Genomic DNA, 16,643 nt, shown 5'->3' with positions numbered 1-16,643 from the left:
TTTTTTATTTAAATAAAGCTTTAATGAATATCAATTTAGGCATTTTCATAATTACAGATAAATCTTCTAGCCAATTACTTTTATTTGAAAGAAAGTTTATTATCTTTTTTGTCTGCACCTCAAACATTTTATAAAATATATTCGGCATCAAATTAGGATTATTTTCTAATACTCTAATAAAAATTTCGTCTAAAAAATGGTATTTTTTTCCAATATCAAATTTTTTTTTATTTTTAATCACATCTAAATTTTCTCTAATATATTTAGAGTGTTCTTGGATATTTAAAAAAGTATAACCAGTACTCAATCTTGTCATTCCACCAGCAGTTCCAATGTTAATTTCGTTATTATTCATTTCTGGTTGTTTAAATAATGGAATAGCACCTTTTTCTTTGAAAGTGATTTTGTAATTTTTAATTTTTAGTTTGTGTTCTAGATATTCTAGAACTTGACTTTCATAATCTTGTAAGCCTTTATTATTCAAATTTGATAGCCAAGTTGTTTCTATTAATGCTTTGTTCTCAGCATAAGGCAAAGTATAAAAGAAGTGAACATTATCACGTTGATCACAATCAAAATCCATTAAATTAAAAATCTTATCATCAAAAATTTTTTTTGATGTTTCAATTTCTATTCCAAAAAAATGTTGCCATAATTTATTGTTGAACTCTCCTTGTCTAGGAACACTATTAAAAATCAGACTTTTTTCTGAATTAATTTCATTTATGTTTTTAAAGAATTGAATATTGGGATTTGATTTTAAATTTGAAATTATTTTTTTGTAAAAAATTCCACTATTAATAGTTTGGTATGGAGTTTCGTTGCAATTTAGATAATGCGTTTTCCCTTTGACATTTATTGTAAAATTAGACCAATTTTTTATAACACAGTCATCAAAATTGTGATCAATAGTTTTCCAAAATGACCAAGTTTTATCTCTATTGTAACTTTCTCTTGGCTCAATTATTGCTAACGTTTTATCTTTAAGTTTTTTAAATTCATTTAACTCATAAGCTAAAGATAAACCTGCACACCCTGCACCTTTTATTATGTAATCAAACTCTTTCATTTATTTTTATTTCTTCTTCGATTAATTCATGATTATGATTAACTCTAATATTGTTATTTGGAACTGTTAATTTAATGAGATCAAAAATTGAAAGAATTGTTTCCAGTATTTTTTCAAATTTATTTACATAAATTTTTCCTGAATTTTTATAATCTTCAAACGATTTAATCTTTATTATTTTGAGCCCTATTTTACGATAAATCCTTCTTGCAACTATTATTGAAAATCTTAGTGATAAAGGGATTTTTTTCATGGCATAAAATGAATTTTCATAAAATTTTTCTGCAAATAGAATTGTTGATTTAATTGTTTCTAAGTCAGCACTTATATAGACTCTGTTATTCTTTTCATCTTCAATTACATCTCTTGATATGTTAGTCAGTTGCATAGCAATTCCAAGATCAATAGCTGATCTTAAAGATTCTTTATCATTCACTTTAAGAATTTTTGCCATCATAAGTCCAACTGTTCCTGCAACTCTATAAGAATAGATTAACAACTCTTTTTTTGAATTTAATTTTACTTTCTCTCTAATGTCTGAATCAATTCCATCAAAAAGATCATCAATTATCTTTGTAGAAATATTAAATTTTTCAATTAATTCCCAAATATTTTTAATTATAGAATTATTTCTATCTTTTTTATTAAAAGCTTCTTTAAATTCTTCGAAGTTTTTTTTTTTAAAATCTAAAGAATTTTGTTCATCAGCAATGTTGTCAGCTGTTCTACAAAAATCATATAATTTAGAGCAATTAGCATAAGTTTCTTTGGGTAAAAAAAAACCAGCCCAGTTGAATGATTTAGCATAAATAGATAAATAATTCTTGCTCATTATAAAATTTTATCGAGAACTTTAGCTGAAGATAAAACTCCAGGAACACCAGCACCAGGATGCGTACCAGCACCCACAAAATATAGTCCATCAAAAATTTCAGACTTGTTATGAAATCTAAAATAAGCTGATTGTGTGAATTTAGGTTGAATTGAAAACCCTGATCCATATTTTGTGTTTAATTCTTTTTCAAAATAATCTGGAGTTAGGTAAAAGTCTTCAACAATATTTTCTCTTAAATTTGGCATTAATTGATTTTCCATTTTTTCGATGACTAAATTTTTCATTTTTTCACCTTCAATTTTCCAATCTATATTAGATTGATTGTTTGGAACTGGGACTAAGACATAAAAACAATCGTGTCCCTCAGGAGCCATTGATTTATCCGTTGCAGTAGGTCTGTGCAGGTAATAGCTAATATCATTGTTTAGTTTTTTTTTATTAAATATATCATCAAGGTGTTCTTTATATTTATTTCCAAATTTAATTGTATGATGTTCAACATTCTCATATTTTTTTTTGGTTCCAAAATAATAGACAAATAATCCCATGGAGTATTCCATTCGATTTTTTTTCCAATTAAAAAGTCCTGTAAAATTTTTTTTATTTAAGAGTTTTTCGTAAACAGCAGGAGGATCAGCATTACAAATTACATTTTGACAATCTATTGTTGTTCCATTGTCTAATATTACTCCTTGTATGTTTTTTTTATCTGATTTTATTTCTCGTACTTCATGACCTTTGATTACTTTAATTCCAACTTCATTCATTAATTTCTCAAGGCCTTTAATTATATTTCCAGTCCCTCCCATAGAATAATGAATTCCCCATTTTTTTTCTAAATAGAGAATTAATCCATAAATTGAAGTCGTTGTGAAAGGATTCCCCCCAACCAATAGAGGATGCATGCTTAGCATTCTTCTTAATTTTTCATTTTTTATGTAAGTAGATACTAGTGAGTATACAGATTTATAACTTTTTAAACTCAATAAAGCTGGAAGTTGTTTCATCATAAAAATTGGTTTTTCAAATGAAACATCAGCTAATTCAACAAATCCTTTATCAAAAATCTTTTTTGTAAATTCCACTAAATTTTCATAGCCTTTAACATCCGCGGGACTTAACGAATTAATTTGATTTTTCATATCGTTTTCATCTCCAGAATAGTTAAACTTTGTATTGTCTTCAAAAATGAATTGGTACCAAGTTTTTAAAGGAGTGATTTTTATATAATTTTCAGCTTTCTTATTAAAAATTTCAAATAATTCAGAAATCAAATATGGAGCAGTAATAACTGTTGGCCCTCCATCGTAAGTAAAACCATTTTTTTTGAAAACACGAGCTCTGCCACCCAAATCATTATGCTTTTCAATTAAAATTACATTATGGTTTTTTGCCTTAAGTCTTAAGGCTGCTGCGATACCACCGAAACCAGATCCAATGACAATAGAATTCATAATAGAGCAATCTATAGTTTTTTTTTAGAAATGTAAGTGATTAAGAATTAATTTTCTTTAATTCTTCTTTAGTTTCATCAAGATTTTTTTGAAACAAGTTATCTAGCTTTGAGCTATCAACAGAAGTAGTAATAATCTTTTTAACTGAATCTACCGCTATCTTTACTGAAGCATCTTTTATTTCTTTAAGTGCAGCATTTTTGATTTGGTCAATTTTATTTTTAGCTAAATTTTTTTTAATTTCTGAGGATTTATGAAATTTATCATTTAAATCTATAATTAGTTTATCACTTTCCTTTTTAGCTTGATCTATTATTTCATTGCTAGCATCTTGAGCAGTATCTAGTTTTTTTTGTGCATTATCTAAAAGAATTTTGGCTTCTTTTCTAAGCTTCTCACTCTCATCAATTTCATTTTTAATTTCTTTAATAAGATTATTTAAAATTTCATTAACTTTTTGAGGTACTTTTAAATAGAATAAAATACCTATAAAAATTAGAAATGATATCGCTACCCAAAATGTTGCATCAATTGCCATAATATTTCTCTCTATCTTTCTTTGATAAATCGTCAACTATTGCAGATATACTGCTAGCGTTTACTTCAGCACCAATTAATTTTTTTATTAACTGTGATGACATTTCTATTGCGATTTTATTTACTTTTTCAGGTGCACCTTTTTTTAATTCTTCAATTTCATCTTCGGCTTTTTTTATTTCTTCATCAAGTTGTTTATCCAAAGCATCTTTTTTTAAATTTATATCTTTTTGAATTTTATCTTTAGTTTGAGTAATTATATTTTTCGCTTCAATTTTACTTTTCGTAATGAGCTCATCATACTGTTCAATTTTTAGCTCACTTTCATTTCTTTGTTTTTCTGCGATTTCAACATTTTCTAAAATTTGAGCTTTTCTCGATTCTAGGTTAGCACTTACTTTAGGTAGAATTAGTTTTGATAGAACTACCAAAAGAATACCAAAAGTAAGTATTAACCAAAAAATCTGAGAAATCCAAAATTCTGGATTTAGTTGAGGCATTCCTCCACTTTCAGCTGCATAAGCTTCCAGAGAAAGGAAGCTTAACAAAATTGTGTGAAGAAATAACTTTTTTAACATTTAATTAAAATGCAAATAAAATTATTAACGCAACTACCAATCCAAATAATCCCGTTGCTTCTGCTAAAGCAAAACCTAATAATAAGTTAGGAAATTGTTTCTGTGCCGCAGATGGGTTTCTCATTGCCGCTGATAAGTAATTTCCAAAAATCATACCTATACTTATACCAGCACCAGCTAATGCTATACACGCAATACCCGCTCCGATCATTTTTGCTGCTTCTAATTCCATTATAACCTCCTATATTTTAATGGTGTAAATTTAATGCATCATTTAAATAGATGCAGGTTAAGATTGCAAAAACGTAAGCTTGAAGAAAAGCAACTAAGATCTCCAAGCCGGTAAGTGCAACCGAAAAACTAAGTGGAAGCCATCCACCAACTACTCCGAGACTTATTACAAAGCCTCCGAATACTTTCATCATTGTATGTCCAGCCATCATGTTAGCAAACAATCTTACAGATAAACTCATTGGTCTACTAAGATAAGAAATTACTTCAATTACAACTATCAAAGGAAGAAGTATAATTGGAACACCGCTAGGTACAAAAAGTTTTAGATAACCGAAACCATGTTTTATAAAACCAATAATAGTAACACCCAAAAATACAAATAAAGCTAAAGCAAATGTCACGATAATATGACTAGTTACAGTGAAGGCATAAGGCATCATTCCAAACATGTTGCAAAATAGCACAAACATGAAAAGTGAAAATATAATTGGAAAATAAGGCTTCCCTTTTGAGCCGACAGTATCGCTGATCATTTTTGCTATGAACGAATAACTTAATTCTGCAAGAAGTTGTATTTTGTTGGGTATAAGTGAATTCTTTTTAGATCCAAGATTAAATATAAATAAAATTGTTAAGGAACTAACTATCATGAACAAACTTGAATTTGTAAATGATATATCAAAACTACCTATTTTAATTTCAGGCCCAATTCTATAAACATCGAATTGAGACATTGGATTAGCTGCCATAATAAAAAAAACTATTTTTGCATATTTTTTGCGGATCTTATTACATTAGTTATGCCTGCAATGACACCCACAAAAAAAAATATTATAATTAACCAGGGCTTAGTACCAAAGGTCTTGTCTAAAATAAACCCAATAATTGTCCCAACAACAACTGCAGATACTAGTTCAGTGCTTAGTTTAAATGCAGTGCCAATAGGGGACGATTTCGCTTCATTTTCTAACTTATTTTTCTCTAAAATCTTTGATTTTGCAATTTTAAGGCGAGTTTTAAGAGGTTCCTCTGCCATTAAATTAAGCAACCATACTTTCAGCTTTTTGAAGATCTACTGCAACCAGTTGGCTAATCCCTTTTTCTGGCATTGTAACACCATACAGCCTGTTCATTTTAGACATTGTCAAAGCATGGTGAGTTACAATTATAAACTTAGTATTTGTAATATTAATTAATTCTTCTAGCAGATTACAAAATCTAGTTACATTAGCATCGTCTAAAGGTGCATCAACTTCATCTAACACACATATAGGAGATGGATTTGTAAGAAAAACTGCAAATATTAATGAAAGAGCTGTTAAGGCTTGTTCTCCACCAGACAAAAGTGTAATCGACTGTAGTCTTTTACCTGGAGGACTAACTAACATTTCTAAACCTGCTTCAAGTGGATCATCGCTATCAACCAATTCAAGTTTTGCATTACCTCCATTGAAAAGTTTTGTATAAACTTCATTAAATTTTCTATTTACTTTTTCAAAAGCCTCCAACAATCTTTCTCTTCCTTTTTGATTAAGTTCATTAATACTTTCTTTTAGTTTGATTATTGCTGTTACAAGATCAGCTCTGTCTTGCTCCATTTTTTTAATTTCTGTTTCATATTTACTTGTTTCCTCGTCAGCTTTTAAATTAACAGATCCAAATTTTTCTCTTTCTTGCTTCTTTTTATCAAGCAAATCTTCTTGCACTACAGGATCAGGCAATTCCTCAACACCAAATAAGTTTGAATTTTCTAGAATATTATCTTCACTCAAGCTTAACTCAGAATTAACTCTATCTAAAAGATCATTTTTTCTTTTTTTTAATCCTTCAATTGTTGCACCTGAACTTGCCTTTCTTTCTCTAATTTGAATTGAGTCCTCTTGTATTTTATTAAGTTCAGATCTTAAATTTTCAATTTTTTCGTCAGTATCAGTGATAATTTTTTCGTTATCTTGTTTTTCTTTTTCTGAAATTCTTAAACTTTCATTTATTTGACCTTTCTTTTCTGCTTGAATTTCAGGTTGATTATCTAGTTCATTTAATTGATTTGATAACTTATTTTTTCTTTCAGTCAGTTCGTTAATCATTTTATTTGAATTAGTTAACAAATTAATCCAACTTTCGATTTCAGTCTCAATTGTTTTAATTCTCTCATTTCTTTTTAAAGACTCTTTTTTGATAGATTGATTTTTACTAAAACTATCAGTGTATTTTGTTTGAAGAATTTTTATTTGGTCATTTTTGTCATTTAGTACAGATAGTCTTTTTTTGCTTTCCTCATCACCTAGGTTTTTTAAAAAATCATTAAGTTCAATTTTACATCTATCTAATAAGGTTAATGCTTGATTAAGTTCGTTTTCATTTATTAAAGATTTAATTTTATCAATATTTTCTTCTACACTTTTAACCTGGTTTACATTTATATTTATATTTCCATCTGCAAATGTTTTAATTATTTCATTCGCTTGCTTTTGTTCCTCATCTAATTCAATTTTTGCTTTTTCTAATTCTTCATTAGACAGTTTTTCTGTTTCAAAATATTTTGAGTCTATTTCTATTAATTCATTTTTTTCTTCTTTAAGTCTTTTTTCATTGGAATTTGCATCTACAACAATTCCTTTTTCTCTTATTATATCTTCGTCAATTATTTGAAGAGATTTTTTAATTGAACCTATTTCTTCTTGAATTCTTAAATTTTCTTCATCTAAACTTTGAAGTTCTAAATTAAGTCTTTGTATCTTAGACAAATTTTCAATATTTTTTTCTCTAAGTGGATTTACTTTATCAGTTTCATTTTTTATCTGGATTTCTAATTCATGAATCTTTTTATTAAATCCATCAACCTCAGTTTCAGCTTCAGAGTTGATTTCATTTTCAACTCTTATTTCTTGTTCAATATCTAGAAGTTTTAAATAATATAAACCTGCTTCTATTTTTTTTATTTCCTCAGAAATTAATTTGTATTTTGTTGCTTCCTCTGCTTGCTTTTGTAAATTTGCTAATTGCTTTTCCTGTTGTCTTCTCAATTCATCGGCTCTTTTCAAGTTATTTTCAGCTGCACCAAGTCTTAATTCAGCTTCGTGTCGTCTTACATGCAATCCTGAGATACCTGCGGCCTCTTCAAGTATTGCTCTTCTGTCTGTTGGTTTTGCTGTTACTAGAGCTCCAATTCGTCCTTGGCTAATCATAGAAGGTGAGTGTGCACCAGTAGAAAGGTCCGCAAAAAACATTTGAGCATCTCTTGCTCTCACTTCTTTATCATTAATATAAAATTTCGACCCCTTATCTTTTTCAATTTTTCTTCTTATGTGAATCTCGCTCAGCTCTCTATATTGAATAGGACCTTCATTTTTTTCATTGTCAACTGTGATTGAAACTTCAGCAATATTTTTCGATGGCTTATTAGATGTTCCGGAAAAAATTACATCTTCCATTCCTGAGCCACGCATACTTTTTGCAGAAGTTTCTCCCATGACCCATCTTAACGACTCTACAATATTTGATTTTCCACAACCATTTGGTCCAACTATTCCAGTCAAACCTTCCTCAATTAAAAAGTTTGTTTTATCAGCGAATGATTTAAATCCATTTAATTGGATTTTTTTAAACTCCATGAGTTAGTTTATATCATTTTTTCTAATGATTTTTTTAAATTTTTATAATTTAGAGATTTTTCAAACTTTTCGTTGTTGATAATAATCGTGGGAGTAGCATTTACTTTGAATTCTTTCGATCCTTCGATTCGATCATTTAGAACAAAGTCTTCAATTCTTTTATCTGTAATACATCTTTTAAAGTCTATATTTATTCCTTGTTCTTCAATAAATTTCTTTAAGTTATCGTTTGCCTCACTAGCATTATTTCCCTTTACCCATTTTTGTTGATTGGCATATAAAGTTTCTAAGATTTCAGAGTTTCCATCATTTTTGCATTGTGCAATTTTAGAAGCATTGAAGGCTATAATATCTAAAGGAAAATGTCTGAACTCAATTTTTACTAAACCAGTATCAATAAATTCTTTTTTTAATTGTGGATAAACATTCTTATGAAAGTTTGCACAATGACTACAAGTTAGTGACTCATAAGCTATTATTGTTATCTTTGCATCTTCATTACCAACTTTAATTCTGTTTATTTCACTTGCTAAAACATTATTGATTATAAATGTTATTGCGATGAAGAATATTGATTGGATAGTTTTTTTCATTTTTCTCTAAATACTCTGGTTAGTTCTGCTAAAGATTTTTTTAGTTTGTCATTCTTAACATCTTTGATTTTTTCTTTAAATTTATTATTTGTCACATTTATTGTTTGAGTTTTTAAGTTTGAGATTTCAGTTTCATCGTTAAAACTTGTGAATTTTAGTTTTTCAACTACAGAATAGCCAAAAAAATTATTCATTTTATCCATTATTTCCTGTTTTGAGTATTCAAGATCTACCTCATGACCTCTTTTTACCATGATTAACAATGTGCTAACTCCAAACCTATTTGAATTTTTAAATGATTTTGGATAGCAATATTTAAACAATTCATCACCAACTATGTATTTCCAATTATTTAATGTTTCAGAATAAATATGACCTTTTTTATCAATTATTTTTTTAATTTTTTTTGGCAAAGTGTCTCTAAAAGATCTTAAACCTTGAATGGAAGAATTTCTCTGCTTAAAGTTTTTATTGTATTGCATATGATAGAGAGAATGATATCAAAAAAAATTCTTAAATGGTACGATTTAAATAAAAGAGATTTGCCATGGCGAAAAAAGTGTTCCAAAACAAAAAAAGAATATTACACACTTATAAGTGAATTTATGTTGCAACAAACACAAGTTGCAACAGTGATCCCATATTTTAATAGATTTATTAAAATATTACCAACGATTGAAAAATTATCAAAAGTTAATAATTCTAAATTATTTAAATTGTGGGAAGGGCTAGGTTACTATTCAAGAGCCAGGAATCTTAAAAAAACAGCACAAGTTATTGTAAAAAAATATTATAAAAAAATTCCAAACAATTTCGAAGATCTTATCTCTCTACCAGGTATTGGTAATTATACTGCAAGTGCAATTTTATCTATTGGTTTTAATAAACCTTATATTCCATTAGATGGAAATATAGAGAGAGTACTTAAAAGATATCTTTTATTAAAAAAAGAAAAGCAAATTACAAAAGAGAACTTAAATAAGACCAAAACAATATTTGGAACAACAAGACGTTCAAGTGATTACGCACAAGCGCTGATGGAATTAGGAGCAACAATTTGCAAACCTTTAAATCCTATCTGTGATATGTGTCCTATAAACTATAATTGTAAAGCATTTATAAAAAAAGATTTTGCTTTGAAAAAAATCTTAAAAAAAAATAAAAAAAAATTTTTCGTAGTAATTGTTCATAAAAAAAATAATAAATATTTTTTAATAAAAAATAACACATTTAATTTTTTGAGAAATTTAAAGATATTTCCAATGAAGGAAGTGCGATATGATAAAAAATTTAAAAAACATTTAAACATTAAATTATCAAATATGGACATGGCCATTCAAATCAAAAAAACAGAGACAGATCAGAATTCTCTGGTTCATTATTGGATTGATCCAAAAAAAATGAAAGGAATTGTTCTTCCATCATTCACAAAAAGAATATTGAAAGAATTAGATACAAAATGAAGAAAATTGCAATTATTGGAGCTGGAATATCTGGATTATATTTATCAAATATTTTTAAACAAAACTCTGATTTTAAGGTTTCACTATTTGAAAAAAATGAGGAAATAAATTTGGATGATGGTTATGGGGTACAGCTATCAAATAATAGTGTTAAATTATTAAATAATATTGGATTTGATAAATTTGATGATAGTCAAAAATTTTTTCCAGACAATCTAGATTTTTACTCAATAGATAATCCTGATAAGATTTGTGATCTAATAATTTCAAAATTTAATTTTGCTAATAATAAATATACAACAATAAAAAGATCATCTTTAATTAAGTTTTTAATTAGCAAAATTTCAAAAGATGATATTTTTTATAGCCACAATATTTCAAAAATTGATTTGCAAAAAGATCAAATAGAGCTTTCATTTTCAAATGATTATTCAGGAAAATTTGATTATTTAATTATTGCTGATGGTGTATTTTCAAAAAGTTCTTCATTAATTTCAAATTCAAAAAACTCTTTAAAATTTAATAATTCAATAGCTATAAGAGGAACTATAAATAGAGATAAAATTGAAAATATAAATTTTCAAAATATCTCCTTATTCCTTGGTGCTAATTTTCACTACGTAATTTATCCAACATCAGAAAATGAAGATTTAAATTTTATTGGTATTTTAAGAAAAAAACTAAATAAAGATCGATTAAAAGACTATCATCAATTTAATTCTTCAGATTTTATTGATGAGGTAATTTCTGAAATTCCTCCAACATATAATCAGATAGTTCATAAATTAGATAATTTAAAATGTTTTCCAGTATTTATTACTGATGAAATTCTACATCCAAATAACAAGAATATTTTTACTGTGGGAGATGCCTTTTTTGCTTTTCCCCCATCTTTTGCTCAAGGCGCCTCTCAATCTATTGAAGGGTCTCATGAACTTTTTCAAAACTTTTCAATAAATGAAACAGACAAATATTTTCCTAGAAGGCTACAAAAAACAAAAATGGTAAATAAGCGTTCAAAATTTAACCAATTTGCTTTCCATCTATCAAATCCGCTATTTGTTTTCACAAGAAACTTTATTATGAAAAGACTAGTAAAAAATGAAAAATTTTTAGAAAGTTACTTAGGTAAAATTTATAATAATTAATTTTTAGGAATTAATCTTTGTCTTAAATGATCTATGGGCACAATATTACCATTCATATTATAATGCCAATAAGTCCACCCATTACAGCTTTCAGCTCCTAAAATAGTTGCTGCTACTTTATGGATTGATCCTTCGGCTTGTTGATGCTTGATACTTCCATCAGCCATAATTTTTGCGTTAATTTTCTTTTTATTATCAAATATTGTCGTACCCGGTTTAATTATTCCAAGTTCAACTAATGAACCAAATGGAATTCTTGGTTTTGATCTGTTGTTTTTTAATGTATCTAAGAAATCATCTTCTATTGGTTTTATATCTTTAAGTCTTTGCTCTACAGCTTTGAAATATGTTTTTTCTTTTTCTATACCATAATATTTTCTACCTAATTTTTTGGCCACTGCAGCTGTTGTACCTGATCCTAAAAAGGGATCTAAAACTAAATCATTTTTGTTTGTAGTAGCCAATAATATTCTATGAAGTAAAGCTTCAGGCTTTTGAGTTGAATGTATTTTCTTGCCATTCTTTTTTAATCTTTCTGTACCACTACAAATTGGAAGGTTCCAATTTGATCTCATTTGAAGATCATCATTTAAACATTTAAGAGACTGATAATTAAATGTGTATTTTGATTTTTCTGATTTTGATGCCCAGATTAAAGTTTCATGAGCATTTGTAAATCTTGTGCCTCTAAAGTTTGGCATTGGATTATTTTTGTTCCAAATTACATCGTTAAGTATCCAAAATCCAAGGTTTTGAATTGCATATCCAACTCTAAAAATATTGTGATAACTTCCGATCACCCAAATAGCTCCATTTTTTTTTAGAACTCTTTTGCATTCACTTAACCAATTATATGTGAACTCATCATATTTTTTGAAATTTTCAAATTGATCCCATTTGTCATTAACTGCGCTAACTTTTGATTGATCAGGTCTGCTTAGTTCATTCTTAAGTTGCAAATTGTAAGGAGGGTCTGCAAAAATTAAATCAAAAGTTTCGTCAGGAATTTTTTTTAATTCCTTTAAACTATCACCATTTACAATTTTACTTTCTGCTTCAAAATTCATTTTGTATAAGTGAAAGTAGACTCTAAAAAGATTCTGTGGTCAACCTGGGATTGAATTAATTTATACTTAATTGTGTCTAAATTTTTATGATAACAAGATATTGTGTTTCTACGTGAAACTTATTTCAATTTAGATATTGGTGCAAAAGTTTTTCGATGATGAATAGTTATTCCGTGTTTTTTTATAGCAAATAAATGTTTTTTAGTGCCATAGCCACAGTTTGTTTCCCAATAATATTTATTAAACTTCTTTGATAAATTTTTAACTAATTTATCTCTAGATACTTTAGCAATAATTGAAGCCGCAGAGATACTAGGTATTTTTTTATCACCCTTAACTACTGATTTTAAATTATAATTTTTAATTTCGGGAGTTTTATTACCGTCCACAAGAATTAATTTAGGTTTTTTCTTAAGTTTCAATATAGCTCTTTTCATTGCGAGGAGAGTTGCATTTAAAATGTTTAATTTTTCGATCTCTTTTACTGACGCTTTTCCAAGGCTCCACGTAGAGTTTTGTTTAATATATTTTGCAATTTTCTCACGCTCATTTTTACTTAGAGTTTTTGAATCTTTTAGTAATTTTTTATTTATTTTTTTATCCAGTATTACTGCAGCAGCAAAAACTGGTCCCATTAAACTTCCTCTGCCAACTTCGTCAACACCAGCAATAATTTGCATCACAATTTAATTTTTAATTCTTTAATTTTGTCTCTTATTTTTTTTAAATCTTCCCAAGAGTATTTTTTATTCTCAGGAAATCTTATTAGGTAAGATGGGTTAAAGCTTATCATCATTGGATAAGTTTTATTATCGAGTATAATTTCTTTCCAATTTCCACGTTCTTTTGAAATCTTGTTACCTGAGCCAGTTAAAGCCTCCATCGCAGAACTACCCACTACAATTATTAATTTAGGGTCAATTATAGAGATGTGTTTTTTTAAGAAAATTGAATATCTTTTTATTTCTTGAGAAGTAGGCTTCCTGTCTTCTGGAGGTCTGAAATTTATTGCATAACTCAAATATATTGAGTCTCTTTTAATTTCTATAGCCAGTAACATTTTATCAAGTAGAGCACCTACTTCTCCCTGAAAGGTTTTTCCAGATTCGTCCTCAGTGGCCGATGGTGCTTCGCCTATAAGCATAATTCGACTATCAGGTTCTCCATCTCCTAAAATGAGATGTTTGGAGTTCGATTTTAAATTACAATTTTCAATTGAGTTTATATTTTTTTTTAATTCTTCCAGAAGCGCCTTTTTATCAGCATTCTGGTTTTTTGAGGTTTCTAAATTTACCTTAAATCTATTTATTGGCTTATTACTAAATACAAAATCTTGCTCAATTGTATTTATGAATTCATCAGTATATACCAGGCTATGATCAGATTTGTTTTTAATCATTTAAAATTTAAGATTTTAAAATATATAAAATTAGTTGTTCTTATTGGTTTAGTTTATCAGACACCTACTAATACTAAAAGTGCTAGTTTTGAAAAATTTGACTCTAGATATTTATCCAATTATTTCTCAGGGATAGTTGCATACGAGAATAAAGATAATTCAAATTCTCTAGATTTTTTTAGGTCTTCAAAAATACTCATTGATAAGCATGACCCTTATCTTAAAAGATATATCTTTTCTTTAGTTCAAGAAAATAAAATCAATGGTGCAATCAATTTAATCAAGCAGAATTTAAGGAAAGAAAACACTGATTTTTTTGAGAGCTATGTTCTGCTGATTGTCGATAGTATTAAGAAGGATAATTTTGACCGAGCAGAAAAATATTTAGTTAAGTTATCTTTTTTAACAGAACAAAACAGATTTAACCTCATTATTTATGAAACTTTAAGACAATATATTTATGTATTTAAAGAAAAAAGAATTTCCTTTAATGATCAAAATTTTGGAAATTTAACTTTAATTACAAATACATTTAAAAGATGTTATTTGGGAGATATCAATACTGAAGACTTTTTCTTAAAGTTAATAGATGAAAATAATAAATTTGATTATTCAAGATATTTATTTTTTTATCTTACTTTCTTGATTGAAAATAATAGAATTGATGAGGCGATTAAACTTTCAAATAATATTGAATATATCAATAATCCTATTTTATTATCTCAAGGAAAAAATTGGATTGAAAATGAAAATTATGAAAATTTTAAAAAAGTTTTTTCATGCAAAAATCATAAAGATTTAATTAGTGAATTTTTGTTTTTGATATCAAATCTTTACTCATCTCAAGATCAATTTGAAAAATCTAACTTTTATTTAAATATAGCAAATTTTTTAAATCCTAAATTTGTATTCAATTTAGCTTTGGTAGCAGATAATTATTATTTGAATCAAAATTATGAAAAAGCAAAAGAAACTTTGAGAGTTTTTAATAAAGAAACTTTGTTTTATTATTGGTTTAGAATTAAAAAAGAAGCCCAGATTATTGGCAAGGAGTCTGACGATATAAAAGCATTAAATTATTTAGTTAAAGAATTTTCAAAGTTTGATAACCCTAATTTGAAAATGATTTTAGATGTAGGAAATTTTCATAAAAGTGCAAAGAAATATAAAAAAGCGATATCATTTTATTCAACAGTCTTATCTTCTATTGACCAAAATTCAGAACTAAGCTCAGATATTTTATATAGAAGGGGAGGAAGTTACGAGAGAATTAAAGATTTTGAAAATTCAGACAAAGATTTACTTGCTTCTTTAGAAATTGATCCTGATGATGCTTATGTTTTAAATTATTTAGCTTACTCATGGTTAGAGAGAGATTATAAAATTGATGAAGCTATCTCTATGTTAGAGAAAGCTTATGCTATTAAAAGTAATGATCCATATATAATAGATTCAATTGGTTGGGCATATTATTTAATTGACGATTATGTCAAAGCTGAAAAATTTTTAAAAAGAGCAGTTGAACTTATGCCTGATGATCCAATTGTTAATGATCATTATGGTGATATTTTATGGAAATTAGATCGCAAAATCCAAGCAAGATATTTTTGGAAAAGTGTATTAAGTTTTGAGGACACTGAAGAAGAAATGAAAGAGAAAATTAATATTAAATTGATCTCTGGTCCTCAAAATACTTAAAATGAAAATAAGAACTTTTTATTCACCTGCCAAAATAAATATAGCTTTAAATGTAGTTGGAAAAAAAAATTCCCTTCATAAAATTGAAAGTATTGTATCTTTCTTAAATTTATATGATTTGATTAAAATAAGAGAAATAAAGCATAAAAAACATCAAGTAGCATTTAATGGAAAATTTTCAAAAAATATTAAAAAGAATAATACCATAACAAAGTTGCTAAGTATTCTTGATGATAGAAAATTACTAAGGAAAAAAAAATTTCAAATTAAAATTACAAAGAATATTCCTCAAAAAGCTGGACTTGGTGGAGGTTCGATAAATGCTGCAAGTTTACTATCTTTTTTTATAAAAAAAAAATTTTTAAAAGTAAGTTCAGAAAAAATTAGAGAAATATGCGATTTAATTGGATCTGATGTAGTTCTTGGGATTTATAAAAGTAATTTAATCTTAAATTCCAAAGGTAAAATCTCAGCTTTAAAGAATAAAAAAAATTTTAATATTGTTCTGGTAAAGCCGAAATTTGGATGTTCCACAAAGGCAATTTACTCAAAAGTTAAAAAATACTCTAAAGCCATTTTTGATAAATCAAAAGCTGGTGTGTTTAATTTAGATAAATTGAAAAATTTTAAAAATGATTTAGAGCCAATAGCATTAAGAAAATATTCAAAATTGAAACAAATTAAATCTCACTTAGAAAATTACACAAAATCAAAATTCGTCAGAATGACTGGATCTGGCTCAGTAATTGTTGGATATTATTTGACTAAAAAGGACAGTGAATTAGCAAAAAAGTATATAAATAAAAAATTTAGAAATTATTGGTGTATTGTTGCAAAAACTATATAAATTTTATTTTTTTGTGTTATATGAAAACGATATTGGGGCGTAGCCAAGCGGTAAGGCACGGGTTTTTGGTACCTGCATCCTAGGTTCGAATCCTAGCGCCCCAGCCA

The 16,643-nt window shown here is 27.2% G+C and carries 18 protein-coding genes and 1 tRNA gene; 5 read left to right on the top strand and 14 right to left on the bottom strand.

Annotated elements, in window-relative coordinates; genetic code table 11:
- Window positions 1–4: 4 nt before the first annotated feature.
- From ACTT9U_RS01415 to ACTT9U_RS01365, 11 genes are read right to left on the bottom strand one after another with little or no spacing between them, the layout of a single operon-like run.
- On the bottom strand, window positions 5–1,069 hold the full coding sequence (locus ACTT9U_RS01415) for a lycopene cyclase family protein (RefSeq protein ID WP_440931408.1): 1,065 nt from the start codon (window positions 1,067–1,069) through the stop codon (window positions 5–7).
- Window positions 1,056–1,901, bottom strand: coding sequence for a phytoene/squalene synthase family protein (locus ACTT9U_RS01410; RefSeq protein ID WP_440931407.1), 846 nt, complete (start codon window positions 1,899–1,901; stop codon window positions 1,056–1,058). The genes ACTT9U_RS01415 and ACTT9U_RS01410 overlap by 14 nt, the downstream gene beginning before the upstream one ends.
- The gene (gene crtI, locus ACTT9U_RS01405; RefSeq protein ID WP_440931406.1) at window positions 1,901–3,358 is read right to left on the bottom strand and encodes a phytoene desaturase family protein; all 1,458 of its coding nucleotides are present in this window, start codon (window positions 3,356–3,358) and stop codon (window positions 1,901–1,903) included. The genes ACTT9U_RS01410 and crtI overlap by 1 nt, the downstream gene beginning before the upstream one ends.
- Window positions 3,359–3,398: 40 nt before the next feature.
- Entirely contained in the window at window positions 3,399–3,896 is a 498-nt protein-coding gene (locus ACTT9U_RS01400; protein WP_440931405.1) for a F0F1 ATP synthase subunit B family protein, read from the bottom strand.
- Window positions 3,886–4,473, bottom strand: a complete 588-nt coding sequence (locus tag ACTT9U_RS01395; protein ID WP_440931404.1) for a F0F1 ATP synthase subunit B family protein — start codon at window positions 4,471–4,473, stop codon at window positions 3,886–3,888. Before ACTT9U_RS01395 ends, ACTT9U_RS01400 begins: the two co-directional genes overlap by 11 nt.
- A 4-nt stretch (window positions 4,474–4,477) precedes the next feature.
- Complete coding sequence (locus ACTT9U_RS01390) at window positions 4,478–4,705, bottom strand: F0F1 ATP synthase subunit C (protein ID WP_440931403.1); 228 nt, start codon at window positions 4,703–4,705, stop codon at window positions 4,478–4,480.
- Window positions 4,706–4,721: 16 nt separating this feature from the next.
- Complete coding sequence (locus tag ACTT9U_RS01385; RefSeq protein ID WP_440931402.1) at window positions 4,722–5,456, bottom strand: F0F1 ATP synthase subunit A; 735 nt, start codon at window positions 5,454–5,456, stop codon at window positions 4,722–4,724.
- 11 nt (window positions 5,457–5,467) lie between these two features.
- The gene (locus tag ACTT9U_RS01380) at window positions 5,468–5,743 is read right to left on the bottom strand and encodes an AtpZ/AtpI family protein (RefSeq protein ID WP_440931401.1); all 276 of its coding nucleotides are present in this window, start codon (window positions 5,741–5,743) and stop codon (window positions 5,468–5,470) included.
- Window positions 5,744–5,747: 4 nt separating this feature from the next.
- Complete coding sequence (locus ACTT9U_RS01375) at window positions 5,748–8,321, bottom strand: chromosome segregation SMC family protein (protein ID WP_440931400.1); 2,574 nt, start codon at window positions 8,319–8,321, stop codon at window positions 5,748–5,750.
- Window positions 8,322–8,329: 8 nt separating this feature from the next.
- Window positions 8,330–8,914: a thioredoxin domain-containing protein gene (locus tag ACTT9U_RS01370; RefSeq protein ID WP_440931399.1), complete on the bottom strand. Its 585-nt coding sequence runs from the start codon at window positions 8,912–8,914 to the stop codon at window positions 8,330–8,332.
- The gene (locus tag ACTT9U_RS01365; protein WP_440931398.1) at window positions 8,911–9,396 is read right to left on the bottom strand and encodes a DUF721 domain-containing protein; all 486 of its coding nucleotides are present in this window, start codon (window positions 9,394–9,396) and stop codon (window positions 8,911–8,913) included. Before ACTT9U_RS01365 ends, ACTT9U_RS01370 begins: the two co-directional genes overlap by 4 nt.
- A 12-nt stretch (window positions 9,397–9,408) precedes the next feature.
- Between ACTT9U_RS01365 and ACTT9U_RS01360 the strand changes: the two genes are divergently transcribed.
- Together ACTT9U_RS01360 and ACTT9U_RS01355 are read left to right on the top strand one after the other, a co-directional pair.
- A complete protein-coding gene (locus tag ACTT9U_RS01360; RefSeq protein WP_440931397.1) occupies window positions 9,409–10,377 on the top strand; it encodes an A/G-specific adenine glycosylase in 969 nt (322 codons plus the stop codon).
- A complete protein-coding gene (locus ACTT9U_RS01355) occupies window positions 10,374–11,525 on the top strand; it encodes a salicylate 1-monooxygenase (protein ID WP_440931396.1) in 1,152 nt (383 codons plus the stop codon). Before ACTT9U_RS01360 ends, ACTT9U_RS01355 begins: the two co-directional genes overlap by 4 nt.
- Here ACTT9U_RS01355 and ACTT9U_RS01350 read toward each other — a convergent pair.
- From ACTT9U_RS01350 to ACTT9U_RS01340, 3 genes are all read right to left on the bottom strand, one after another.
- Entirely contained in the window at window positions 11,522–12,592 is a 1,071-nt protein-coding gene (locus ACTT9U_RS01350; protein WP_440931395.1) for a site-specific DNA-methyltransferase, read from the bottom strand. The genes ACTT9U_RS01355 and ACTT9U_RS01350 overlap by 4 nt on opposite strands.
- 119 nt (window positions 12,593–12,711) lie before the next feature.
- The gene (locus ACTT9U_RS01345; protein WP_440931822.1) at window positions 12,712–13,272 is read right to left on the bottom strand and encodes a ribonuclease HII; all 561 of its coding nucleotides are present in this window, start codon (window positions 13,270–13,272) and stop codon (window positions 12,712–12,714) included.
- Window positions 13,272–13,991, bottom strand: a complete 720-nt coding sequence (locus ACTT9U_RS01340; protein WP_440931394.1) for a uracil-DNA glycosylase — start codon at window positions 13,989–13,991, stop codon at window positions 13,272–13,274. The genes ACTT9U_RS01345 and ACTT9U_RS01340 overlap by 1 nt, the downstream gene beginning before the upstream one ends.
- Between ACTT9U_RS01340 and ACTT9U_RS01335 the strand changes: the two genes are divergently transcribed.
- The 3 genes from ACTT9U_RS01335 to ACTT9U_RS01325 all read left to right on the top strand — a co-directional run bounded on the left by ACTT9U_RS01335 (window position 13,968) and on the right by ACTT9U_RS01325 (window position 16,643).
- Complete coding sequence (locus tag ACTT9U_RS01335; RefSeq protein ID WP_440931393.1) at window positions 13,968–15,689, top strand: tetratricopeptide repeat protein; 1,722 nt, start codon at window positions 13,968–13,970, stop codon at window positions 15,687–15,689. The genes ACTT9U_RS01340 and ACTT9U_RS01335 overlap by 24 nt on opposite strands.
- A 1-nt stretch (window position 15,690) precedes the next feature.
- The gene (locus ACTT9U_RS01330; protein ID WP_440931392.1) at window positions 15,691–16,536 is read left to right on the top strand and encodes a 4-(cytidine 5'-diphospho)-2-C-methyl-D-erythritol kinase; all 846 of its coding nucleotides are present in this window, start codon (window positions 15,691–15,693) and stop codon (window positions 16,534–16,536) included.
- A 33-nt stretch (window positions 16,537–16,569) separates the two neighbouring features.
- Window positions 16,570–16,643 (top strand) — tRNA-Gln (locus ACTT9U_RS01325).

The organism is Candidatus Pelagibacter sp. (assembly GCF_052049975.1).
Taxonomy (GTDB): domain Bacteria; phylum Pseudomonadota; class Alphaproteobacteria; order Pelagibacterales; family Pelagibacteraceae; genus Pelagibacter.
The sequence above is the reverse complement of the archived record's forward strand: the minus strand, read 5'-3'. Positions and strand labels throughout refer to the sequence as shown.